The following is a 23122-nucleotide window of genomic DNA, read 5'->3' as shown; positions in this document are numbered from 1 at the left end:
GGCGGCCCGCAGCGCCGCCGGTGCCCCGTCGGCGGGCGCGGGCTCAGTCGCCCGCCAACACGTCGCGCAGCGCCCGGGCCTCCTTCACCAGCCGGGCGGCGCCGGGCCGCGCCGCGGTGGCGGTCACCTCCTCCACCGGGCCGCGTGCCCGCGAGCGGCGCGCGGCGTCGGTGGCGACCGCGAGCACGTCGGCGGTGCCCCGCAGCGCCTCGCCCCCGAGCAGCGTGGGCAGGACGGGGGCCAGCACCGACCAGGCGGTGGCGCAGGCCCCGGTGTCGGCGGCGGTGCCCAGGGCCTGGGCGAGGCGGTTCGGCTTCACCGTCCCGAGCGCGAGGAGCTCGCCCAGCTCGCGCCCGAGCAGGGCGGCGTCCAGGTCGCCCCGGGCGGCCAGCACCAGCAGCGCGTCCACGGCGGCGGTGCGGTCCTCCGGGAACCGCGCGCCGAGGCAGTAGGCCAGTGCCAGGTGCAGCGCCAGCCCGGCCGGCCCGCCCGCCTCGGCGAGCACGACCAGCATCCGGGCGACACCGCGCCGCTCCCGGTCGGCGGAATCGGCGAACCGGTCCAGCCATCGGGCCGCCAGCTCCTCCCGGTGGTGCGGGAGCATCGCGGCCCAGTGCTCGGTGGGCTCCCAGAGCCACTCGTCCTGCTTGCGGACCCGGGCCACGCTGGGCTCGGTGCCCTCCAGCAGCGCCCGGAACTCCGGGCCGAGCCGCTCGCCCGCGGGCCCGGCCGGTCCGGCGCTGCCGGGCTGGGCGACCGCGAGCCGCTTCAGGGCCTCCCACCAGCGGTCCCAGTACCGCAGCGGGCGCAGCGACGCCGGGGCCGGGGCGAACAGCACCCGCTCCGAGCTCTGGGCCGGCAGACCGCCCCCGCGCAACCAGGCCGCCAGCCACCGCCCGGCGGGCGAGGTCAGCCGGTCGGCGGCCGCCAGCACCTGCGGGTCAGCCGTCGGGGCGACCCGCAGCAGCGCCGCGTTCAGGTCGGCCGGAGCGACCGCCGCGCCGGCGGCCTCGTAGGCGGCGATCCGGCCGACCAGCGCGGTCGCGGCGATCGCGCCGGTGGCGTCGGTCGGCGTGGCGAGCAGCAACGGCAGCGGGTCGGCCGCGACCCGCTCGGCCGCCTCGGAGATCCGGGCGGCCAGCACCGTGCCGTACACGGTGTTGTGCTCGCCGCGCAGCGGGTGCCGGCCCTTGTTCCGGAAGACGTGTCCGAGCCGGTACGGGTCCACCTGGCCGGCCACCACGGCGGCGAGGTAGTGCGCGTCGGCCGGGCCGCAGTCCTGCCACCGGCCGACGTTCTGCCACGGGTGGGCCCGCAGCACCGGTTCCAGTGCCTCGGCCAGCGCCGGGCGGTCACGGTGGGCGTGCCGGACCAGGCCGTCCAGGACGCGTTCGAGGACGGCGACGCCGGGCCGGCCCGCGGCCAGCAGCACGGCCAGCTCCTCGGCGACCTCCGCCGGGGTGGCGAGCGGCTCCCCGAGCGGGGCCGGCTCGGGGACCGGCGGGAGCAGTTCGTCCCAGGCGGTGTCCTCCTCCCCCGAGCCGCCGAGGACGGCGCCGAACAGCGCGCCCGCCCGGGCGTGGTGGACGGGGTTCAGCGTCCCGGCGGCGAGGCGCAGCTCCGGCAGCACGGCCTCGCCGGCGGTCTTCAGGCGGCGGGCGACCAGGTTGAGCGCCCGTTCCTGGAGGGCGCTGTCGGGGTGGCCGAACGCCTCGGCGGCGGCCAGCGCGACCGGGCCGGAGCGCTCCGGCGCGCTCCGCGCGGCCTGTTCAAGCCAGGCGAGCTGGGCGCGCACCAGCTTCTTCTCGGCCCGGAACAGCACCACCGCGGAAGCCTCGGTGACCAGCTCCGGTTCGACCAGCCCGGCCCCGTCCAGCCCGGCGAGCACCTGCTGGGCGTGCCCGGCCACCGCCGGGAGCCCGTCGAGCAGCGCCATCAGGTCGCGGACCCGGGCCGCGTACTCCTGCGGCGTGGGCGCGAGCGTGGTCAGCACGCCCAGGAAGGCCCGCTGGTCGGCGGCCCGGCCGCCGCGCACCAGCCGGCCCAGGCAGAGGTCGATCAGCTCCGCCCGGCCGAACAGGCCCTCCTCGGCCAGCCCGGCGATCGCCGCCGGCCAGTTGTCCCCGGGCCGGGTGCCGAGCCCGGCGTCGAGCGTCCAGGCGACGTCCTCCAGCTCGAACACCCGGGGCAGCAGGACCGGGGTGAAGGTGTCGACCCGCAACCGCTCCAGCAGGGTGGTGGCGCTGCCGCGCGGACTGTTCTCCCGCCCGGCGCCCGACCGCAGCCACTCGGCGACGAACTCGTCGGAGGCCGGCACCGCGCAGCCGGTGCGCCGCACCACCCGCTCGATCAGCGGGAAGAGGTCCCAGCTGAAGCCGGAGCCGCGCTTGGCGGCGAGCCGGCCCACCACCTCGACCTGCCACTCCTCCGGCTGGGCCTCGACCACCTCGGCCAGGGCGGGGTGGCGGGCCCAGGAACGGCCGGTGAAGTCCCGGGAGCCGATCCAGGCGGCCGCGCCGGCCGGGCCGGGGTGGCAGCCGGCGCCGGCCACCAGCAGCGCGCACATCCGCTGGTTGGCCGGCTTCGTCCACTCGCCGCGGTTGGCCCGGCGCAGTTCCCTGAGCGCCGGGACGCAGGAGCGCCGCTCGGCGGGCCCGAGCGCGGCGAGCAGCTTCGGCAGCCGATCGGGCCGGCCCTCCCGGATCTCCGTCAGCAGGGCCTCCACGGCGGCGGAGTCCGCGGTCGCCGTCGTACTGGCGCTCGTGCGCGTGCTCGTGCTCGTGCCGGGCCTCGTGCTCGTGGTCGTGCCGCTCATCGTGTCCCCTCCCGGACTCCGCCGTCCTGTCCCCGCGTCTGCGTCCGCGTGTGGATCCCGCTCCCGGCCCCCGCCCCGGCCTGCGCCTCGCGGACCATGCCGACCGCCAGCACGTGCTTGCACGGCCCGCGCCCGCCCCGGTACTTCGCCCACCAGAGGCAGGTGCAGCCGACCGCGCCCGCCGCCTCCGTCCGCACCCGCTGGACGTGGTCGTCCACCGTGACGACCGCCGTCGCGCCGCCCTCCTCCAGCCGGACGGCGCCGGCGGCGACCAGTGCGCGGGCGGCCTTCAGCCGGGGGTTGGCCGACTCCGCCCGCCCGGACTCGTACGGGAGCCGGCGGTGGAAGTACGCGGCCTCGGCCACGTCGTAGCCGATCTGCCCGGCGGTGCCGAGCCTGGTCAGCGCGGCCCGCACCCGGGCCGGGGCGAGACCGGCCTGCTCGGCGAGCTCGGCGACCTCGATCCTCGGCTCCCAGGCGAGCAGCGTCGCGACCAGGTCGGCGTCCGGCTCGGCGGTGCCGGTGGCCAGCGCCCCGAGGACACCGCCCTCGCCGCTGAAGCCCCGGGACGGGTCCGGCGAGAGGGTGAGGGTGAGCCGCATCCCGGGCAGCTCGACCTCCCAGGCGGAGGCCGTCGGACCGTCACCGACGGCCGACGGGCCGTAGATCCGCAGTGCCCTGGCGTGCCGCAGCACCCGCTGCAGGGCGGCCAGCCGCTCCGGGCCCGGCAGGCAGACCGCGCCGGCCACCGGCCTGGTGGTCGGCCGCAGCGTCCGCCCGGCGAGGACCACCCACTGGACCGTCCTGGCCCCGGCCCGGCCGCCGCGGGGCAGCGAACGGAGGAAGCGGACCGCCTCGGCGGCCGGCAGCTCGGCCCGCAGGTCGAATCCGGCGGCGGTCACCTGGGTCTCGGCGAAGCCGCGCAGCCAGCGCTCGGGCAGCGGGACCTTCTTCTCGACGACCGGCCCGTCGAAGGTGGTGACCTCCAGGGCGTCCGGGCCGACGGCGAGGTGCAGCGGCTCGGCCGGAGCGATCCGGGTGAGTGCTTCTCGCAACGGATTGTTGACGTCGACGTTGGTGGTGCCGTGGCCGATCGCGTCGCCGTCCAGACCGGCGGCGAGCACGTCCAGGCGGGCGTAGACGCCGCAGCAGCCGGAGAAGGACTCGAACCGGAGCCGGTCGCCGTTGGCGGTGACCACCGGGTCCAGCGAGGCGCGCAGCTGAGGCTGGTAGTACCGGGCGGCGGCGACGTCCGCCACGGCGAGCAGCGCGGCGGCGGCCGGGGCCGGCTCGGCCAGGAAACCCGCGAAGAACCGCGGGTGGGCGGCGTCCCCCAGCGGGGTGGCGCCGCCGGACGTCTCCAGGGCGAGGCTCCGGCCGGCCGCGCCGTCGACGACGGCGGACGGGCGCAGATAGGCGTACGCGTGTGCGGATTGCGACATGCCCGTGACGCTAGGTCGAGGCACTGACAATCGGCCGTCCCGGCTCCGGCGGCAGCCCGCCCGGCCGGCCGCCGCGGCACTGTCCGCCCTCCGTCGGAATCCGGACAATGGAACACGTTCTAGCAAGCGTGTTCGCCCGGACGGGTTACCCACGTCACATCGGCGGGGCACCCCGGTCTGCCACTATGGGCCAGTGACAGAGCTGACCGAACAGGACAGACGGGCGATCGACACGGTCGGACCGTTCGCCGATCTGCTGCGGATCGAGCCCCTCGACGAGAACACGTTCCGCGGCCGCTGCCACGCCGGGGCGCCGATGCGCGCGTTCGGCGGCCAGGTCGCCGCGCAGGCCCTGGTGGCGGCCGGGCGGACGATCGGGGCGGACCGCTCGGTGCACTCGCTGCACGGCTACTTCCTGATGCCCGGCGACCCGGGCCGCCCGATCGAGTACCGGGTGGACCGGGTCCGCCAGGGCTCCTCCTACGCCACCCGGCGGGTGACGGCGGTCCAGCGGGGAGAGACCGTCTTCACCCTCTCGGCGTCCTTCAAGCGCCCCGAGCCGGCCGCCGACCGGCACCGCGAGATCCCCGCGCTGCCCGGCCCCGAGGAACTGCCGGACGCCTTCGCGCACTGGGACGACGAGGCCCGGGCGGCACTGGCCGCCAGCGGCTTCGGCGCCCTGGAGCTGCGCTTCGTCCCACCGGACGCGCCGGGCGTGCCGCCGGCCGTGCCCGGCATGCCGCAGCAGTTCGTCTGGCTGCGCGCCGGCTCCCCGCTGCCCGCCGACGACCCGCTGCTGCACGTCTGCGCCCTCACCTACCTCTCGGACCTCACCCTGGCCTCCACCGCCGGGCTGCACGTCCAGCCGAACTTCTTCCAGCGCACCGAGCCGCCCCGGCTGCTGATGGCCTCGCTGGACCACGCGATGTGGTTCCACCGGCCGTTCCGGGCCGACGAATGGCTGCTGTTCGCCCAGCGCAGCCCGTCCTCCTCGGACGGCCGGGGTCTGGCGCTGGGCGAGTTCTACGACCGAGGGGGGCGACTGGTGGCCTCCGCCGTCCAGGAGGCGCTGATCCGCGAACGCCTCGTCGCGCCCCGCTGACCACCCGGTCCGCCCGCCCGCTCCGCCCGGCCCGCCGCGCCGCGCCCGCCGTCCGCCGCCCCACCCGCACTCGGTGACCGGGGGGCGAACGGCGGGCGGCCGGTCGGCGTCATATTCCTGAGCGGCCCCGGCCCGTATCATGGTGCGGGTGACCAAGGTTGACCTGTCACCACGGCCGGTGGAGGCGATGTCTCCGCGTCAGCTCGAACGCCGCGAAAGCCTGATCGCGGCGGCGCTCGCCCTGGTGAACGAGATCGGCGTCGAGCGGCTGCAGATGAAGCAGGTCTGCGAGCGGTCCGGAGTCGCCCTGGGGACGGCGTACCGCTACTTCTCCTCCAAGGACCACCTGCTGGCGGCGGCGATCGCCGACTGGCACCGGCTGCTGCTGGCCGACCTGGTGGCGGAGCTGCGCGGACCGCGCGCCGGCCTGGGCGCCACGGACCGGGTGGCGCGGTTCGTCCGCGGCGGCATGCGCGCCTACCAGCGGCAGCCCGAGCTGGCCAGACTGCGGGTGGCCGTCGCCGCCTCCACCGACCCCTTCGCCAGCGAGGCGCTCCAGGGCATGGCCCGGGCCGACAGCACGGCGCTCCAGGCGGTGATGGCCGACGAAGTGCCGGCCGCGGCCAGTGACCTGGTGCGGCACATCGTCGGCCACGCCTGGCAGGGCGAGCTGACGGCCTGGGTGACCGGCCGCACCACGCTGGGCGACGCCCGGCGGCGGCTGGAGGACGTGGTGCGGCTGGTGCTGAACCCGTACGAAACGCCCCGCCCGGCCCCGTACGAGGTCACGTCCACGGCCTGAGGCCCCACGCGGGCGCGGGCCGGTCCGGGCAGGTCCGGCCGGCCCGCTCCCCGGCGTGCCCGCGCGGCGGGGCGGCGCGGGGGGGGGCAGGGCGGCGCGGGGGGCGGGGCGGCCCCGGGTGGTGGAGCGACGGGCTTGACCTTCACACCGGTGTGAACTCCTAGCGTGCGGAGCGGGCCGGCCGTCCGGTCCCAACCCCCTCCGTCCCGCACGACCCGCCCAGGAGCACCGCCATGACCACCCGCCCTGCCGCACCGCTCTCCTCCCCCGCCACCGCGTCCGCCTCCCCCGCCGCACCGCTCGCCCGGACCGTCCTGGGCAGCGGCCCCGGACTACTGCTCGCCCACGGCGCGGGCGGCAGCGCACACGACAACTGGGGCCCGCTGCTCGACGACCTCGCCACCCGCCGCACGGTCGTCGCCCCCGACTTCCCCGGCTCCGGCGACAGCCCCGCCGAACCGGGCGGGCTCTCCCTCGACGACCTGGCCGACCGCCTGGTGGCCGCCGCCGACGCGGAGGGCCTGGACGCCTTCGACCTGGCCGGCTACTCGCTCGGCGCCGCCGTGGCCGTCCGGGCCGTGACCCGCCACCCCGGGCGGGTCCGCTCACTGCTGCTGCTCGCCGGGGTGGCCGGCGGCTCGCAGCGGTTCCGGCTGCTCGCCGACCAGGCATCCGCCCTCGCCGGGCACCCCGAACTGATGGCCAACCAGCTGCTGACCGTGGTGTTCGGCCGGACCTGGGTGGACGCGCTGCCCGCCGGACAGCTCGCCGGGCTGCGCACCGCCCTGGCCGCCGCGCCGCTCCCGGCCGGCTTCCACGCCCAGTTCGACCTGGCCGCCCGGGCCGACGTCCGCGCCGAGCTGGCCAGGGTCGGCGTCCCGACCCTGGTCGTCAGCACCACCGAGGACGGGCTGGTGCCGCCGGAGCAGCACCGCGCCCTGGCCGAGGGCATCCCCGGGGCCCGGCTGGTCGAGCTGACGGCCGGCCACCTGCCGATGGTCGAGCGGCTGCCCGAGCTGCGGGAGCTGCTGCTCGGATTCCTGGCCGAGCAGCCCGCCGGCCCGGTCGCCGGCTGACCGCCGCCCCGCCCGCGCGGGAACACCCGGCCGGACGGCGGCGTTCGCCCGGTCATGCGCATCGGAGAACTCGCCCGCCTGACCGGGGTGTCCACCCGCCTGCTGCGGTACTACGAGGAGCAGGGCCTGCTGCGGCCCACCCGCTCGGCCGGCGGCTACCGCGAGTACGGCGAGGGCGACACCGTCCGGGTGCGGCAGATCCGGGGCCTGCTGGCGGCGGGCCTGCCCACCCGGGTGATCGCCGGGATCCTCCCCTGCGCCAGCGGGCCGGCCCCCGCCCTGGAGTCCTGCCCCGACCTGCTCGCCACCCTCCGCGGCGAACTCGCCGAACTGGACGCGCGGATCGGCGAGCTGACCCGCAGCCGGAACGCGCTGGCCGGCTACCTGGACACCGCCGGACCCGCGTCCCCGCAGCCGGCCCTCCCGCTCCCCGCCGCGGCCTGAACCCGGCGACGCCCCCGCCGCCGCCCGCCGCGACTGACGACCCCTCAGCTCCCCGCCTCCCGGCGCGCCGTCCCGACTCTCCGGACGGGAACTGGACATAGTACGACATGTATCCCTTTCAGATCATGTCGCCGACGCATGCCGTCGGCCCGCCAGTAAGCCGCGAGAGGTACCCCCATGACCAGTCAACCCACCGGGCCGCCGGACGAACCGGCCGCCACCCTCCCCGTCGACCGGGTGGTCTTCGGGATCGGCGCGGTCGCGGTGCTCGGGGTCGTCGCCTGGGGCATCTTCGCCGAGGACTCCCTCGGCCGGACCTCCAGCACCGCCCTCGGCTGGGTCCTGCACAACTTCGGCTGGCTCTTCGTCGTCGCCGCCGACGTCTTCCTCGCCCTCACCGTGCTGCTCGCGTTCAGCCGCTTCGGACGGATCCGGCTCGGCCGGGACGACGACGAACCGGAGTTCTCCACCCTCGCCTGGGTGGCCATGATGTTCAGCGCGGGCATGGGCATCGGGCTGATGTTCTACGGCGTCGGCGAGCCGCTCCAGCTCTTCGCCGCCCCGCAGCCCGGCTCCGGCCTCGAACCGCAGTCGGCGGCCGCCGCCCAGCAGGCCCTGGAGTTCTCCCTCTTCCACTGGACCCTGCACCCGTGGGCGATCTACGCGGTCGGCGGCCTCGCGCTCGCCTACACCACCTTCCGCAAGGGCCGCGGCAACCGGATCTCCGCCGCGTTCGTCCCCCTGATCGGCGAGCGCGGCGCCGACGGCTGGCCGGGCCGGGCGATCGACCTGCTCGCCGTCTTCGCCACCGTGTTCGGCTCGGCCACCAGCCTCGGCCTCGGCGCCCTCCAGGTGGCCGACGGCCTCGGCTACGTCTCCGACGTCAGCAACACCGAGCGCACCCAGCTGGTGATCATCGCCTCGCTGAGCGCCGCCTTCGTCCTCTCCGCCTTCTCCGGCGTGCACAAGGGCGTGAAGTGGCTCTCCACCGCCAATGTGGTGCTGGCCTCGCTGATCATGCTCTTCGTCTTCGTGGTCGGCCCCACCGTGTTCGTCCTGGACGCGATCCCCTCCAGCGTCGGCGGCTACCTCTCCGACCTGCTCGCGATGTCCACCCAGACCGGTGCCTTCACGGACGAGAGCTGGCTCGGCAGCTGGACCATCTTCTACTGGGCCTGGTGGCTGTCCTGGGCCCCTTTCGTCGGCACCTTCATCGCCCGCATCTCGCGCGGCCGCACCGTGCGGGAGTTCCTGCTCGGTGTCCTGCTGGTGCCCAGCGGGGCCACCGTGATCTGGTTCTGCGTCATGGGCGGCACCGCGATCCGGCTCGACAGCACCGGCGCCGCCGATCTCGTCGAGACCATCCCGCAGGGCGCCGAGGCCTCGCTCTTCGAAATGCTGCGCTCGCTCCCCGGCGGCACGGTGACCAGTGTGATCGCGGTCCTGCTGGTGATGACCTTCTTCATCACCAGCGCCGACTCGGCCTCGCTCGTCCTCGGCTCGCTCTCCAGCCGCGGCTCGCTCCACCCGCGCACCTGGCTGGTGGTGGTGTGGGGCGTGCTGATGGGCGGGGTCGCGGCCGCACTGCTGCTGGCCGGCGGGCTCACCGCGCTGCAGAACGCCACCATCCTGGTCGCGCTGCCGTTCGTCGGGGTGATGCTGCTGCTGTGCGTCGCGCTGGTGAAGGAGCTGCGGACCGACCCCGCCGCCGGACAGTCCCGCTTCCACCCCGCCCACGGCCTGCGGGACGCCGTCCGGGTCGCCGTCGGCGAGGCCATGGCCGCCGCCCGCAACGGGAACCGGCGCCCCCCGAACGGGTGAACCCCGCCTCCCCGGGGTGGGCCGCCGCCCACCCCGGGGCACGGGCGTGACCTGCGGCGTTGCCATGGCCGCCCAAGCCGACGCCCACCCCCCACCCGGACTTCACCCGCACGTAGCGATCGTTAACACCGCCCTGGAAACCTCCCTGCCATGAACGCCATCCCTCCGGCGACCTCCCAGGACCCGCGCTTCCCCATGCCCAAGCGCCACCGACGCGTCCTGGCCAGCTCCGCCGTCCTCGCTTCCGTCGCCCTGGGCATCCTCGGTGTCGGTGCCACCGTCGAGACCGTCCAGCACGGCACCGTCGCCACCGCCACGGCGACCGTCCGGAAGTAGCCCCACCGCACACCGGTACCGGCGCGCACCGGCGCCGCCGCACAACAGCACCACGGCCCACCACCGCCCGCCCGCCTCGCTGCGGCGCGGGCTTTCCCGTGCCCGCTCCCACGCCCGGGGCGAGCGGGGGGCCGGACGGGCCGGGGCGGGCGTCACGGGGCAGGGCAGGACGTCGCGGGGCGCGGCAGGGCAGGACGTCGCGGGGCAGGGCGGACGACCGCGGCGGCAGGATCGGGGACCGGGCCGGGTCAGGTCGGGAAGGCCCGCCACCACCGACGACCGGCGAACCGGCGAGGACATCCCGCGAACAGCCGCCGGGCCGACGCGGATCAGACCGGCTGACCGGCCCGGGGCGCAGCGGGGGCGGGGATCACGGGAGCGGGGTCCGGCCGGGAGTGGCGGCCGGTGCCCGGGGCGGGGAGCAGGTCGGGGGCCGGCGCGTAGCGCGCCGCGGGGGCCCGGAGCAGCCAGCCCGGGGGGCGGGTGCCGCGCGGGGCGGGGGTGATCAGGCCCATCCGGTGGAGCAGGTCGAGCGCGTCGCGGCGGAGCGCGGTGCGGTCGGCGAGGTAGTCGCGGCGCCAGCCGGCCGGCAGGCCGTACTCGTCGGCGATGTCGCCGAGCACGCCGTCTATCAGCGCGTCGGGGACCGGCACGTCGGTGCCCGCGGTCTCGCCCGGCAGCGGCCGGACCTCCTCGACCAGGCGCTCGACCAGCAGCAGGGCCGCCTGGGCGGCCGTGTCGGCGCCGGGCAGGGCGAGGTCGGTGAGCTCCTCCGCCGGGTCGAGCAGGGCGACGCCCTCGGCCCGCTGCTCCGCCTCCAGGCCGAGGAAGTCGGCGAGCGCCGCCGGGCCGGTGCGGCCGTGGTCGCGCAGCCAGGCGCGCTGGTCCTCGGGCAGGTCGGCGGCGAGCACGGCCGGGGTCTCGGCCAGGCGGCGGCGGACCGCGGTGCCCGGCTCGGCCTCGGCGGCGCGGCGGATGAGGTCGGTGGCGTCGTCGGCGAGCGCGGGCGGGCCGACCGGGACGGCGCGGGCGAGTTCCCGGTCGACCGTCAGCACCGTGGGACCGGCGGCGGCCGGGTCGGCGAGGGCCGCGGCGGGGAGGTCGGTGAGCACCTGCCAGTCGGCGAGCACGGCGAGCGCCATCGCGAGCTCGGCCCGGTCCGCCGACCGCGCGGCCGGGCCGGGCCCGGGGCGGACGGCGTCCATCGCGGCGAGCAGGCCGTCCAGCGGGAGTCGCTCGGGGGCGTCGACCAGCAGGGCCAGCGCGAGGGCGAGCTGCGCGTAGCCGCCGGGGGTGAACGGGGCACCGGTGGCGGGGTGTTCGAGGCGACGGGTGGCACCGGGACCGAGTCCCGCCTTGTGCAGACGGGCGTGCCAGGGACCGACCACCAGGCGGTAGCCGAGCAGGGTGTCGAAGCGCTCGGCGAGCCAGTCGCGGTGACGGCGGATCAGCGGGAAGCCGTCGGCGTGCGGCCCGGAGGCGGTCACCAGCGGGTGGGCGACGAGCAGCCGGGCGGCTATCCGGCGTTCGGCGGCGGTGGTCGCGGCGGAACGATCCTGCGGGACGGTACCGGTACTCCGCGAGCGTTCGGGCTTGCGGTGACGGCCGGGCGTGCCCGGCTTGGCACCTGAGAGGACGACGGGCAGCGCGGCGGCGTCCCGGCGGGCGCGGCGCAGACCACCGGCCGGGCGCGGTTCGCGGGCGCGCAGCGGTGCGGGGATGTGCGCGGTGGGACCGTGCCACCAGCTGACCTCGGCGGTCGGCGGCCCTGCGGCGAACGGGTCGGCGGCGGCCGGGTCGACGGCGGACGGTCCGGCCGGGGCGCCGAAGTGGCGCGCCGGGTAGAGGCCGAGGGAGGCGGCGCAGAGGTCGTCGGCGGTACCGGGCTCGGCCTCGGCGAACCAACGAGCGAGCCGCAGCAACCCGGGGTCGGGCGATAGCCCGGCGGCGGACGGGGAGCCGGAGCCGCCGACCGGCGCGGCGTCCTGCGGGGCGTCCTGCGGGGCGTCAGCTCCGGTGCCGGGGGCGACCCGGGAGCCGGATCCGCGTATGACGACGACGGCGGTGGTGGTGCCCCGCCCCGCCCCGCCCGCGCGCCCGTCCGACCTGCCACCGGCCGTCCGCGCGGCGCCGGTCGCGTACTCCTGCTGCTCCATGTCGGGGACCAGACTAGACGGTGGGGGCGGCCCATGCTGGCAGCCGCCCGGGTCCCGACGACATCCGGCCGAACGGCGGCCGGACCGCGACCGGAGGGCCACCGGGGTCCGGACGGGCACCGGACCCGCGTCCCACGGGGGACACGTCACCCCGGTTGCACGGCCGGACCTACGCACCGGTAACAATCTCATCCACGCCCCCTGCCGGTCGCCCGCGGCGCCCGGCAGGATGGTGACCGGCACGGGCGCGCCCGCTCCCCTGCCCGCCGCTCCACCCGCCCCGTCCGCTCCCCCACCGCCCGGAGGACACCGCCGCATGAGCATCCGTACGACCACCCGCGCCGTTCTCGGCGGCCGGCTGCGCTCCGCCGGCGGCCTGCTCACCGGCTACGCCGCCACCTCCGCGGCCCACCTGGGGGCGCTGCTCACCGGGACGCCCGCGCTGCGGCACGCCACCAAGCCCGCGCTGATGCCGCTGCTCGCCGCGCACAGCGTCACCCGGGCCACCGAGGCGGGCCGGCGCGCGCCGAAGCTGCTCGCGCCGGCGCTGCTGCTGAGCGCGGGCGGGGACGTGCTGCTCCAGCTCGGCGACGACACCGCGTTCCTGGCCGGAATGGGATCGTTCGCGGCGGCGCACGTCTGTTACGTGACGATGTTCGTCGGCCAGGGCGCGCTGACCGACCGGCGGCGGACGATGGTGGTCGCGGCGGCGTACGCGACGGCCTGGGTGACGATGGTGGGCCGGCTCTGGCCCGATCTCGGGGACCTGCGGGCGCCGGTGGCCGGCTACAGCCTGCTGCTCGCCTCGACGGCGGTCGCCTCGGCCGGGCTCGGGGCGCGGGGCGGCCTCGGCGGGGCGCTGTTCCTGCTCTCGGACACGCTGATCGCCACCAAGCTGGCGAAGTGGCGGGAGCTGCCGGGGCACGATTTCTGGATCATGGCCACGTACCTCCTGGCGCAGTACCTGCTGGCGAGCGGTGCGCTGCGGGCCGCCGAGGAGCGGGAGGCGGGGGCCGACGGTCCGGCGGCGGCCGGGGCGCCGACCGCCGCCGGCGCGGGCGCGGGCGCGGCCCCGGCCTGGGCGTGACCGCTACCCGGGCCGGGGCCATGGCCGCGCCCGTGTCCGTGTCCGTGTCCGTGTCCACCGAATTCGCGACCACCGAATTCGCGGCCGCCACACCCTGACGAACACCGGGCACGCCGCTCACCGCCCGAACGCGCCCGGGTGCCGTCGGACGCCCCGTCCGACGGCACCCGGCTTTGCAAAGTGTTCGTGGACTTTGCAAAGTGCACTTTGCAAAGTCGACGGACACCCGGGCAGGCCGCCCCAGGAGAAACGTTCCACCCCACGAAACCAGGGCCGACCGCACGCACGAAGGTGCCGTCGGACGCTGCGTCCGACGGCACCCCAGCACCGCAAAGCGGGACGTGGACTTTGCAAAGTGCACTTTGCAAAGTCCACGAACACCCGCCACCCGCCCAGGTGCGGCCCGCACGCCACCGGCCGCACCAGCAGGCCGCACGCCGGAGGCAATGCCGAACGGCCCGCACCAGCAGAAACGTCCCGTCAGGCGGACCCGGCGCCGGCCGACCGCCGACGCAGCAGCCAGAAGCCGCCGATCCCGCCCACCACCAGCAGCGCGCCGCCCGCGAGTTCCGCGGGGTCGGCAGCCACCGAACCGCCCAGACCGGTCTTCACCGCACCGTGCGGGGCGACCTGCTGACTGCCGGCACCGGACTGGCCGAGCGAGCCCGCCCACTCGCCGGCCGCCTCGCTCCAGCCGCCCAGGCCCGAGGGCGCGGAGGAGCCGCCGGTGGACACCGAGACCGTGGTCACCGTGACATTGGTGGTGAAGGCGCCGCCGTCCGGGCAGCTGCCGTCGATCTTGTTCTCGCCGCTGTTCTTGCTCGCCAGCCGGGCGGAGCCGGTGTGCTTGCCGTCGGAGCCGAGCGTGAGGGTGGCCGGGCCGCCCTCGAAGGCCGGCGAGTTGGCGGTGATGGTCTTGGCGTTGGGCTTGTCGGACTTCTCGCAGGCGACCGTGACCGTCACGGTCTGGCCCGGTGCGGCCTGGGACGGGCTGACCGAGGCCGCGCCGTCCTTGGCCAGCGCGAGGGGGGCCGTCAGGCCGGTCAGCACCGTCGCGCCGATCAGGGCGGCGGCGGCCGTACGCGTGGGGCGCATACCGGAACCTCCGGGTTCTCTCGGGCACAGCCGGGGACTCCGAAGTCCACGTGATCGAACAACTGCACCCGGTCACTCACCGACGGTAGGCACACCCTCCGCACCCGGCCACCGCTCTGGCCCGTTCGAGCGAGAGCCGGCCACCGTCGGTGACCGGCCCCCAAGAGGAAGCGGAATCAGAGGTCGAGGTCGACGACCACCGGGGCGTGGTCCGAGGTGCCCTTGCCCTTGCGCGCCTCGCGGTCGACATAGCTGTCGGTGACGGCGTCCACGAAGGGCTTGTTGGCGTAGGTGAGGTCGATCCGCATGCCCCGGTTCTTCGGGAAGGCGAGCTGGCGGTAGTCCCAGTAGGTGTAGGGGCGGTCGTACTTGAGCGGGCGGGGCAGCACGTCGTGCAGGCCGGCCGCGTCCAGGGCGGCGAGGGCGGCGCGCTCGGCGGGGGTGACGTGGGTGAGGCCCTCGAAGGCGGCCAGGTCGAAGACGTCCTCGTCGGTCGGGGCGATGTTGAAGTCACCGAGGACGGCGAACGGGCGCTCACCGGCGGCGTCGTCCAGCGAGGCCACCCGCAGCGCCTCCAGCCACTCCAGCTTGTAGCGGTAGTGGGCGTGGTCGACCTCGCGCCCGTTCGGCACGTAGACGGACCAGACCCGGACCGGGCCGCAGGTGGCGGCGATCGCACGCGGCTCGACGTCGGGCAGCAGTGCGTCGTCGGCGAGGTAGCCGGGCTGCCCGGGCAGGTCGCGCACGACCTCGTCGAGACCGATCCGGGAGAGGATCGCCACGCCGTTCCACCGGCCGTTGCCGTGCGCGGCCGTCTCGTAGCCGAGCTCGCGGACGGGCTCGTACGGGAAGGCGTCGGCGGCGCACTTCAGCTCCTGGAGGCAGAGCACGTCCGGCTTGGCGCTCTCCAGCCATTCGAGGAGCTTGGGCAGCCGCGCGGTGACGGAGTTGATGTTCCAGGTGGCGATGCGGACGGTCACGGCGGGCGGCCTTCCCGGTGGTTCGGTACGGACGGGGTGGGCGCCCCGGTCGCCCGGACGACGCCCACCCCGAATCTACCGAACGGCACCGACAAACCGGTCCGGCCTCACGGCTCGGGCCGGCCCACCACTCGGTCCGGTCTCGTAGCTCGGGCCGGCCTCACGGCTCGGGCCGCCTCACGGCTCGGGCCGGACCACCGCCGCCGAGCCGCCGCCGCGGCGCACCGGTTCGGCGGCGGCGACCCAGCGGCCGTCCGGCAGCCGCTCGACACCGGTCGCCGCACCGATCTCCGGCGTACTGGCGAACACATGCCCGAGCGCCTCCAGTCGCGCCCGTTCGGGCAGCGCGAGGAAGCCGGGCTCGGCCTGGGTGGCGGCCGTGTTGCGCTGGCTGGCGCGCGGCGCGGCGATCGCCTGCTCCAGGCTCAGCCCCCGGTCGAGTCGGCCGAGCAGCACCTGGAGGGTGGTGGTGATGATCGTCGCCCCGCCGGGCGAACCGGCCGCCAGCACGGGCTCGCCGTCGCGCAGCACGATGGTCGGCGAGAGCGAGGAACGCGGCCGCTTGCCCGGGCCGGGCAGGTTGGGGTCGGGCACGCCCGGCACCAGCGGGGTGAAGTTGAAGTCGGTCAGCTCGTTGTTGAGCAGGAAGCCGCGGCCGGGGACCGTGATGCCGCTGCCGCCGGTCTGCTCCAGGGTCAGCGTGTAGGAGACGACGTTGCCCCAGCGGTCGGCCACGGTGAGGTGACTGGTGCTCAGCCCCTCGTAGGGCTCGGCGGCCGGCGCGGGCCCGGCGGTCGCGCAGGCGGCGGGGTGGCGCGGGTCGCCGGGCGCGATCGGGCTGGTCAGAGCGCGGTCGGGGCTGATCAGGCAGGCCCGGGAGGCGGCGTACCGGGCGGAGAGCAGCTCCTTGACCGGGACGTCGTTGAACGCCGGGTCGCCCACCCAGCGGTTGCGGTCCGCGAAGGAGAGCCGCGAGGCCTCCAGGAAGTGGTGGTAGTACTGCGTGGTGTCGTAGTCGGCGAGCTCGCCGTCCTCCAGGATGCCGAGCGCCTCGCCGACGGTGGTGCCGCCGGAGCTGGACGGGGCGATCGAGTAGAGGTCGTAGTCCCGGTAGGCGACGTGGGTCGGCTGCTGGCGGCGGACCCGGTAGTCGGCGAGGTCGGTGGCGTCCACCTTGCCGGGGCGGGCGACCCGGCCGGAGGCCGGATCGACCGGCGGGTGCTGGACGGTGCGGACGATGTCGGCGGCGATCCCGCCCCGGTACAGGGCCTCGGTGCCCTCCTGGCCGAGCTGCCGGTAGGTGGCGGCGAGGTCGGGGTTGCGGAAGGTGGAGCCGACCGCCGGGAGCGCTCCGCCGGGCAGGAACAGCTTGGCGGTGTCGGGGAAGTCCTTGAACCGGGCCTGGTTGAGCGCGGTCTGGTCCTGGAAGGTCTGGTCGACGGTGAAGCCGCGCTCGGCGATCCGCCGGGCGGGTTCGAGCGCCTCGGCGAAGCTGCGGCGGCCCCAGAGTCCGACGGCGGTCTCCCAGGTGGCCGGGGAGCCGGGCACGCCGACCGACAGGCCGCTGGTGACGGCGTCGGCGAAGGGCAGCGGCTGGCCGTTCTCCAGGAACAGCGAGGTGTCGGCGGTCCGGGAGGCGGTCTCCCGGCCGTCGATGGTGTGGACCCGGCCGGTGGCGTGGTCGTAGTAGACGAAGTACCCGCCGCCGCCGATGCCGGCCGAGTACGGCTCGGTGACACCGAGCGCCGCGGCCACCGCGACCGCCGCGTCCACGGCGTTGCCGCCCTTGCGCAGCACCTCGATCCCGGCCGCCGTGGCATCGGCGTCCACACTGGCGACCGCACCGCCCCGGCCGACCGCCTCGGGCACCTTCGCGGGCGGCGCCGCGGCCCCGGCCGGCCCGGCGGCGACCGTGCAGACCAGGGCGGTGGCGAGCAGTAACGGCGGTGCGATCCGGACCAGAGCTCTCATGCGGACTCCTCCTGAATGGACGTCAACTCCGTTGTTTCACAACAGCCATGACCCCGACAACAGGGCCACGGTGCTACCAACGGGTAGTTGACACGGGGCGCCGGGCCACCCGACCTCCCGCCCGGGCGGTGATCACCTTTCGGGTTCGAACAGATCGGAGAGATGAAGAGACGAAGAGATGAAGAAGCATGACCGCCGCAGGCACGCCGATGGTCTGCGGCCCCGGCACGGACGGCCGCAACCGCTGGAAGTCGGCCGGCTGACACACCGTCCCGGAACGCCTCCGGGGCAGGAAGTCGGCCGGACCGACTTCCTGCCCCGGAGGCGTTCCGCGGTACGACCCGCTACGGCACCGCGCGTTCCACCCGGCGGCGCTTGATGGTGCGGAAGCGGCGGGCGACCTGGCGGGCGAGGTCGGCGGCGCCGACCAGGCCGGCCTCGTTGCCGAGGGCGGCGTGCACGATGGTCGACTCGGGGCGGAAGCCGCGGCCGGTGAGGGTACGGCGGAAGGTGTCGCGGGCGGGGGCGAGGAGGAGGTCGCCGGCCTCGGAGACGCCGCCGCCGATGACGAAGCGGCCCGGGTCGAGGGCGGCCGCCAGGTTGGCGATGCCGACGCCCAGCCAGGTGCCCACGTCGTAGAGCAGTTCGGTGGCGGTCGGGTCGCCGGCCCGGGCGGCCTCGGTGACCAGGGGGCCGGTGATGCCCTCGACGGTGCCGCCGGCGCGGGCCAGCAGCGCCTGGACCACCGGGGACTCCTCGGCGACCAGTTCGCGGGCGTCCCGCACCAGTGCGTTGCCGGAGGAGTACTGCTCCCAGCAGCCCCGGTTGCCGCACGGGCAGCGGTGGCCGCCGGGCACCACCTGCATGTGCCCGAACTCGCCCGCCAGCCCGTACTTGCCCCGGTCCACGTAGCCGTCGCGGACGACGGCGCCGCCGATGCCGGTGCCCAGGGTGAGCATCACCATGTGCTCCTCGCCCCGGCCGGCGCCGAAACGCCACTCGGCCCAGGCGGCGGCGTTGGCGTCGTTCTCGACCACGACCGGGAAGCGCAGCCGGGAGCTGAGCGCCTCCCGGAGCGGTTCGCCGCGCCAGTTGAGGTGCGGGGCGAAGAGCACGGTGGAGCGTTCGGCGTCGACCCAGCCGGCCGCGCCGATGCCGACCGCGTGGACGTCGTGCCGGTCGGCGAGTTCCAGCACCAGTTCGACGATGACGTCCTCGACCACCTTGGCGCTCTTGGACTTGTCGGGCGTGTCGGTGCGCAGCTTCTCCAGCACCTTGCCCTCGCCGTCGACCACACCCGCGACCACCTTGGTGCCGCCGATGTCCACGCCGATGGTCGGCAGCCGGAGCAGGCCGGCCGGAAGGGCCCGGCGGCGGCGCTCGGCGCGCGGCCCGAGGCCGAGCAGGGTGGGCAGGACCGGCGGTCGGTTGCCGCCGTGGGGGCTGGTCACGGCTGGGGACGCTCCTCTGCGGGGTCGACGGGACCGGTGGAACCAGTGGGACCAGTGGAACCAGTGGGATCGGCGGGATCGGCGGGACTGGCCGGACCGTTCGTGGGCCGGCCCAGCTCGTGCGACAGCTCGGCCAGGTCGGAGCCGCCCGCCATTTCGAGGGTGAGCTGTTCCAGGCCGATCTCCGCCCGCGCGTGGCTGCCCGCCGTGCGACCGCGCTTCAGCAGGGTGAAGTGGTCGCCGACCAGGTAGGCGTGGTGCGGGTTGTGGGTGATCAGGACGACGCCGAGTCCGGCGTCCCGGGCGGCGGTGACGTACTTGAGCACCACCCCGGACTGCTTGACGCCGAGCGCGGCGGTCGGCTCGTCCAGGACGAGCACCTTGGCGCCGAAGTGCACGGCGCGGGCGATGGCCACGCACTGGCGCTGGCCGCCGGACAGGGTGCCGATCGGGCGGTCCACGTCGGGCAGGTCGATGCCCATGTCCGCGAGCGCCCGGCGGGTGGTGGCGCGCATGCCGTCGGCGTCGATCCGCAGGCCGCCCCAGCGCTTGTACCCCTGTTCGGAGCCGAGGAAGAAGTTGCGCCAGACGGGCATCAGCGGGACGACGGCGAGGTCCTGGTAGACGGTGGCGATGCCCCGGTCCAGGGCCTGGCGCGGGGAGTCGAGGCGGACCTCCTCGCCGGCCACCGTGAAGGTGCCTTCGTCGTGCCGGTGCAGCCCCGCGATGATCTTGATCAGGGTGGACTTGCCGGCGCCGTTGTCGCCGAGCACACAGCTGATCTCGCCGGACCGCAGGGTCAGCGAGACGTCCTCCAGGGCCCGCACGGTGCCGTAGGTCTTCCCGACCCCGGTGAGGGAGAGCAGCTCGGTCATCGGGGTCCCCGTTCGGCGCGGCGCTTGACCCAGGTGTTCAGCAGGGCGGCCAGCAGCAGCATCGCGCCCAGGAAGAACTTGAACCAGTCGGGGTTCCACTGGGCGTAGATGATGCCCTTGCTGGCCATGCCGAAGATCAGCGCGCCCAGCGCGGAGCCGACCACCGAGCCGTAGCCGCCGGTGATCAGACAGCCGCCGATGACGGCCGCGACGATGTAGATGAGTTCGTTGCCGACGCCCTCGCCGGACTGCACGGTGTCGAAGGAGAACAGCAGGTGCTGGCCGAGCACCCAGGCGCCGAAGCCGACGAACAGGTAGAGCACCGTCTTCGTCCGGGCGACCGGGACGCCGACCGCCCGGGCCGCGGCCGCGTCGCCGCCGACCGCGAAGACCCAGTTGCCGAAGCGGGTGCGCAGCAGCACCCAGCTGCCGGCCAGCAGCAGGCCGAGCCACCACCAGACGGTGGCCTTGATCGTCAGCCCGCCGACGGTCACCTCGGAGGCGAACAGCCAGCGGCAGGAGGCGAAGCCCTCCATGTCGGAGATCGGCTTGGTGGAGACGGTGCCCGAGACCAGCTTGGTGACGCCGAGGTTGGCGCCGGTCAGCATCAGGAAGGTGCCGAGGGTGACGATGAAGCTCGGCAGCTTGGTGCGGGAGAGCATCCACCCGTTGAACAGGCCGACCGTCAGCGTGACGGCCAGCGAGACCAGCACGCCCACCCAGGTCACCGCGGTGAGCTGGTAGGAGACCATCGACGAGGTCAGCGCGGCGGTGGTGACCAGGACGCCGGCGGACAGGTCGAACTCGCCGCCGATCATCAGCAGCGAGACCGGTACGGCCATGATCCCGATGGTGGAGGCCGCGTACAGCACGGTGCCGAGCGAGGAGACCCGCAGGAAGGGCTCGGCGACGGCGGCGAAGACCAGGAAGACCGCGACGGCGGCGATCAGTGCGCCGAGCTCGGGCCGGCCGGCCAGGCGGCGCAGCGCGGCCGGGCGCTCGCGGCCCTGGACGAGGACGTCCGAGGAACTCACCTGGTCCCCCTCGCCACGTACTCGGCGAGGGCGTCCGCGTCGTCCTTGGTGAGGATCTGCGGGCCGGTGGCGACCGGCTTGCCGCCGCCGAGCATGTCCAGGTTGGAGCGGTAGAGCCAGAGCAGGTCGACGCCCTCGTAGCCCTGGAGGTAGGGCTGCTGGTCGACCGCGAAGCCGACGGTGCCCGCCTTGAGGCCGGAGACGACCTGGGTGCCCAGGTCGAAGGTGTCCAGCTCGACCTGGCGGTGGGCGTCCTGGATCGCCTGGAGTCCGGTGGCGGCCATCGGGCCGGAGAGGGTGAGCACGGTGTCGATCGCCGGGTCGGCCTGGAGCTTGGCGGAGACCGCCGCGCGGGCGTCGGGCATGTTGACGCCGTCGACGTACAGCACCTGGAAGGCGCCGCCGGCGGTGCCCCGGGCGCCGCCGCAGCGCTGTTCCTGGCCGACGTTGCCCTGCTCGTGGATGACGCAGAGGACGTTCTTGCGGCCGCGGGCGGCCAGCTCGGTCCCGGCGGCCTGGCCGGCGGTGCTCTCGTCCTGGCCGATGTGGGTCAGGGCGCCGAACCGGGCCGAGAACTCCTGACCGGAGTTGATCGTGATGACCGGGATGCCGGCGGCCTTGGCCTTGCCGAGCACGTCGGCCATCGCCTCGCCCTTGGCGAGGGTGACCAGCAGGCCGTCGACCTTCTGGTCGATGGCGGCCTGGACGAGCTGGACCTGGTTCTGGGTCTGCGCGTCGTTGGAGTACAGGAAGGTGATGTTGTCCTTGGCGGCGGCCTGCTCGGCGCCCTTGCGCACGGTGTCCCAGAAGGCGTCGCCGGCCCCGGCGTGGGTCACCATGGCGACCTTCCAGCGCGGGGTGGTGACGGCGGTGCCGGCACCGGCGGCGGCCTTGGCGCGGGCCTCCTCGGCGCGTCTGCCTCCGGTGCTGCTGCAGCCGGCGACGGCGACCGTCAGGGCCAGGACGGCCAGCGTCGCGGCGACGGGCCGGAGCCGGCGGACGGGAATCGTGCGGGTTGTGCTCATCCCCATAGTCTCGCCTCCCGGCGGACGGGCGTTCGCACCGCCTCGCCCGGCGGGCCGATCCGTCCGGACGGTATCGTGCCCTGCGGGGGGATTCCTGGGAGTCCGCTGGACGCGGGGTCCGGGCAGAGCCTGCCAGGGTGGCAGACTGGGGCGGACCCGAAAAGGGAGCTTCACGGAAACGTGATGTTCCTCTCAGGTTCCGCACAGATTCGGACGGCAACCGATCCCCCGTTACGGGCCGTCTGATGCCATTGAGGTGGCGTTCCGGGCGAGTGGGGCCCGGGCGGCTTCGAACCCGGATACGAGAAACATTCATGCAACTGACAGGTACGCCGTTCTTCGTCTGCACGGTCGTTCTCGTGCCGATCTCCATCGCCGTGGCGATGTGGGCCTGGGCCCGGGTCAAGGGACCCGAGCCCGTGCGCGTCCTGTCCAGGCTCGCCATGATCGTCTTCTGTCAGGCCACCGCGGTGGTCATGGTCTTCGTGATGGTCAACAACGCCAACCTGATCTACGGCAGCTGGGACGACCTGCTCGGGACCGGCAAGCACGTCCGCGCGGTGCCGGTCGTGCCGCCCGCCGACCCGGCCGCGGGGGCCGGTCAGAGCGGCTCCCCGACCCCGGGCGCGCCCGCCCCGGCGGGCGACGCGGCGCACCCGCCGGCCAACAAGGTCCAGCAGGCCTTCCGCGGCGTCGACGACCCGAAGGTGCCGAACGACGTCCAGAAGACCGACCTCAAGGGCCAGCTGTCCGGCGTCGACGGCGAGGTGCTGGTCTGGCTGCCGCCGCAGTACAACGACCCCGCGTACAAGGACAAGAAGTTCCCGGTGGTCGAGCTGATTCCCGGCTTCCCCGGCTCCTCCTCCACCTGGTACGGCACGCTCAAGGTCTCCGAGCAGCTCAAGCCGCTGATGCAGCAGGGCAAGGTGGCCCCGTTCATCCTGGTCTCGCCGCGCACCCTGCTGCTGGGCAACCGCACCGACGCCGGCTGCACCGACGTGCCGGGCAAGGTGAACGCGGACACCTGGCTCACCCGGGACGTGCCGCAGATGGTCCTGGACAACTTCCGGGCCGACCCCTCCGCCGACCGCTGGGCGATCGCGGGCTACTCGGCCGGCGCCCACTGCGCCACCAAGCTCTCGCTGGCCCACCCCAACCGCTACCGGGCCGGCGTCAGCCTCTCCGGCTACAACGACCCGGCGAAGGAGCCGGACTCGCTGGTCGGCAAGGACGCGAAGCTGCGCGACGCCAACAACCCGGTGAGCATCGTGAAGGCCGCGCCGCAGCCGCCGAAGGTCTCGCTGTACATCTCCGGCAACAAGGGCGACGGCTTCGAGGACGGCCAGGCCGTCGCCGGCGCCGCCAAGGCGCCGACCACCGTCCAGGTGGTCGAGACCACCGGGCCGCACACCAGCGACGTGTGGAAGGACATGGTGCCGGGCGTGTTCGAGTGGCTGACCGGCATCATCCCGGCCCACTGACGGACTGCCCGCGGTACGGCGGCGGGGGGGGGGGGGCGGCCGGCCCGGGCGCCGGGGCGGCCCGCGGGGCGCCCCGCCGGGGGGCTGGGGGGCGGGCACACCACCCCCACCCACCCCCCCCCCCCCGCG

18 protein-coding genes are annotated in these 23122 nt (G+C 75.2%); 8 read left to right on the top strand and 10 right to left on the bottom strand.

The genetic code is table 11. From position 1 onward, the window contains the following. Positions 1–43 precede the first annotated feature (43 nt). Together ACIPYS_RS17260 and ACIPYS_RS17255 are read right to left on the bottom strand one after the other, a co-directional pair. Positions 44–2815 (bottom strand): DUF6493 family protein, encoded by a 2772-nt coding sequence (locus tag ACIPYS_RS17260; protein ID WP_400746975.1) that lies wholly within the window; start codon positions 2813–2815, stop codon positions 44–46. Next, the gene (locus ACIPYS_RS17255; RefSeq protein ID WP_400746973.1) at positions 2812–4257 is read right to left on the bottom strand and encodes an SWIM zinc finger family protein; all 1446 of its coding nucleotides are present in this window, start codon (positions 4255–4257) and stop codon (positions 2812–2814) included. The genes ACIPYS_RS17260 and ACIPYS_RS17255 overlap by 4 nt, the downstream gene beginning before the upstream one ends. A 193-nt stretch (positions 4258–4450) precedes the next feature. On the opposite strand from ACIPYS_RS17255, the gene ACIPYS_RS17250 reads away from it, so the two are divergent. The 6 genes from ACIPYS_RS17250 (at position 4451) to ACIPYS_RS17225 (ending at position 9838) form a co-directional block, all read left to right on the top strand. Continuing rightward, positions 4451–5359, top strand: a complete 909-nt coding sequence (locus ACIPYS_RS17250; protein WP_400746971.1) for an acyl-CoA thioesterase — start codon at positions 4451–4453, stop codon at positions 5357–5359. Positions 5360–5507: 148 nt separating this feature from the next. Beyond that, on the top strand, positions 5508–6161 hold the full coding sequence (locus ACIPYS_RS17245; RefSeq protein ID WP_045943995.1) for a TetR/AcrR family transcriptional regulator: 654 nt from the start codon (positions 5508–5510) through the stop codon (positions 6159–6161). 233 nt (positions 6162–6394) lie between these two features. Next, entirely contained in the window at positions 6395–7237 is an 843-nt protein-coding gene (locus ACIPYS_RS17240; protein WP_400746968.1) for an alpha/beta fold hydrolase, read from the top strand. Positions 7238–7291: 54 nt separating this feature from the next. Beyond that, positions 7292–7681: a MerR family transcriptional regulator gene (locus tag ACIPYS_RS17235; RefSeq protein WP_400746966.1), complete on the top strand. Its 390-nt coding sequence runs from the start codon at positions 7292–7294 to the stop codon at positions 7679–7681. Between the two features lie 177 nt (positions 7682–7858). Further along, positions 7859–9502, top strand: a complete 1644-nt coding sequence (locus ACIPYS_RS17230; protein WP_400746964.1) for a BCCT family transporter — start codon at positions 7859–7861, stop codon at positions 9500–9502. A gap of 150 nt (positions 9503–9652) precedes the next feature. Continuing rightward, complete coding sequence (locus ACIPYS_RS17225) at positions 9653–9838, top strand: hypothetical protein (protein ID WP_030392070.1); 186 nt, start codon at positions 9653–9655, stop codon at positions 9836–9838. Between the two features lie 329 nt (positions 9839–10167). Here the strand turns inward: ACIPYS_RS17225 and ACIPYS_RS17220 are convergent, their stop codons facing one another. Next, on the bottom strand, positions 10168–11994 hold the full coding sequence (locus ACIPYS_RS17220; RefSeq protein ID WP_400746962.1) for a DUF2398 family protein: 1827 nt from the start codon (positions 11992–11994) through the stop codon (positions 10168–10170). 316 nt (positions 11995–12310) lie between these two features. Between ACIPYS_RS17220 and ACIPYS_RS17215 the strand changes: the two genes are divergently transcribed. Beyond that, positions 12311–13081, top strand: coding sequence for a lysoplasmalogenase (locus tag ACIPYS_RS17215; protein WP_400746960.1), 771 nt, complete (start codon positions 12311–12313; stop codon positions 13079–13081). A gap of 480 nt (positions 13082–13561) precedes the next feature. Here the strand turns inward: ACIPYS_RS17215 and ACIPYS_RS17210 are convergent, their stop codons facing one another. The 7 genes from ACIPYS_RS17210 to ACIPYS_RS17180 all read right to left on the bottom strand — a co-directional run bounded on the left by ACIPYS_RS17210 (position 13562) and on the right by ACIPYS_RS17180 (position 21512). Beyond that, complete coding sequence (locus tag ACIPYS_RS17210; protein WP_093859548.1) at positions 13562–14176, bottom strand: hypothetical protein; 615 nt, start codon at positions 14174–14176, stop codon at positions 13562–13564. Between the two features lie 176 nt (positions 14177–14352). After that, the gene (locus ACIPYS_RS17205; RefSeq protein ID WP_093859549.1) at positions 14353–15156 is read right to left on the bottom strand and encodes an exodeoxyribonuclease III; all 804 of its coding nucleotides are present in this window, start codon (positions 15154–15156) and stop codon (positions 14353–14355) included. A gap of 177 nt (positions 15157–15333) precedes the next feature. Then, positions 15334–17127, bottom strand: coding sequence for a gamma-glutamyltransferase (gene ggt / locus ACIPYS_RS17200; protein WP_400746957.1), 1794 nt, complete (start codon positions 17125–17127; stop codon positions 15334–15336). 344 nt (positions 17128–17471) lie between these two features. Next, the gene (locus ACIPYS_RS17195; protein ID WP_093859551.1) at positions 17472–18578 is read right to left on the bottom strand and encodes an ROK family glucokinase; all 1107 of its coding nucleotides are present in this window, start codon (positions 18576–18578) and stop codon (positions 17472–17474) included. Then, on the bottom strand, positions 18575–19453 hold the full coding sequence (locus ACIPYS_RS17190; RefSeq protein ID WP_400746954.1) for an ATP-binding cassette domain-containing protein: 879 nt from the start codon (positions 19451–19453) through the stop codon (positions 18575–18577). Before ACIPYS_RS17190 ends, ACIPYS_RS17195 begins: the two co-directional genes overlap by 4 nt. Further along, positions 19450–20487 (bottom strand): ABC transporter permease, encoded by a 1038-nt coding sequence (locus tag ACIPYS_RS17185; protein ID WP_093859553.1) that lies wholly within the window; start codon positions 20485–20487, stop codon positions 19450–19452. Before ACIPYS_RS17185 ends, ACIPYS_RS17190 begins: the two co-directional genes overlap by 4 nt. Further along, positions 20484–21512, bottom strand: coding sequence for a substrate-binding domain-containing protein (locus ACIPYS_RS17180; protein ID WP_093864744.1), 1029 nt, complete (start codon positions 21510–21512; stop codon positions 20484–20486). Before ACIPYS_RS17180 ends, ACIPYS_RS17185 begins: the two co-directional genes overlap by 4 nt. 314 nt (positions 21513–21826) lie before the next feature. Here ACIPYS_RS17180 and ACIPYS_RS17175 point away from each other — a divergent pair, with 314 nt between their 5' ends. Further along, positions 21827–22993 carry an esterase family protein gene (locus ACIPYS_RS17175; protein WP_093859554.1) on the top strand — a complete coding sequence of 389 codons (1167 nt, stop codon included), beginning with the start codon at positions 21827–21829 and terminating at the stop codon, positions 22991–22993. Positions 22994–23122 lie beyond the last annotated feature (129 nt).

This window comes from Kitasatospora sp. NPDC089913, assembly GCF_044748625.1.
Lineage (GTDB): Bacteria > Actinomycetota > Actinomycetes > Streptomycetales > Streptomycetaceae > Kitasatospora.
The sequence above is the reverse complement of the archived record's forward strand: the minus strand, read 5'-3'. Positions and strand labels throughout refer to the sequence as shown.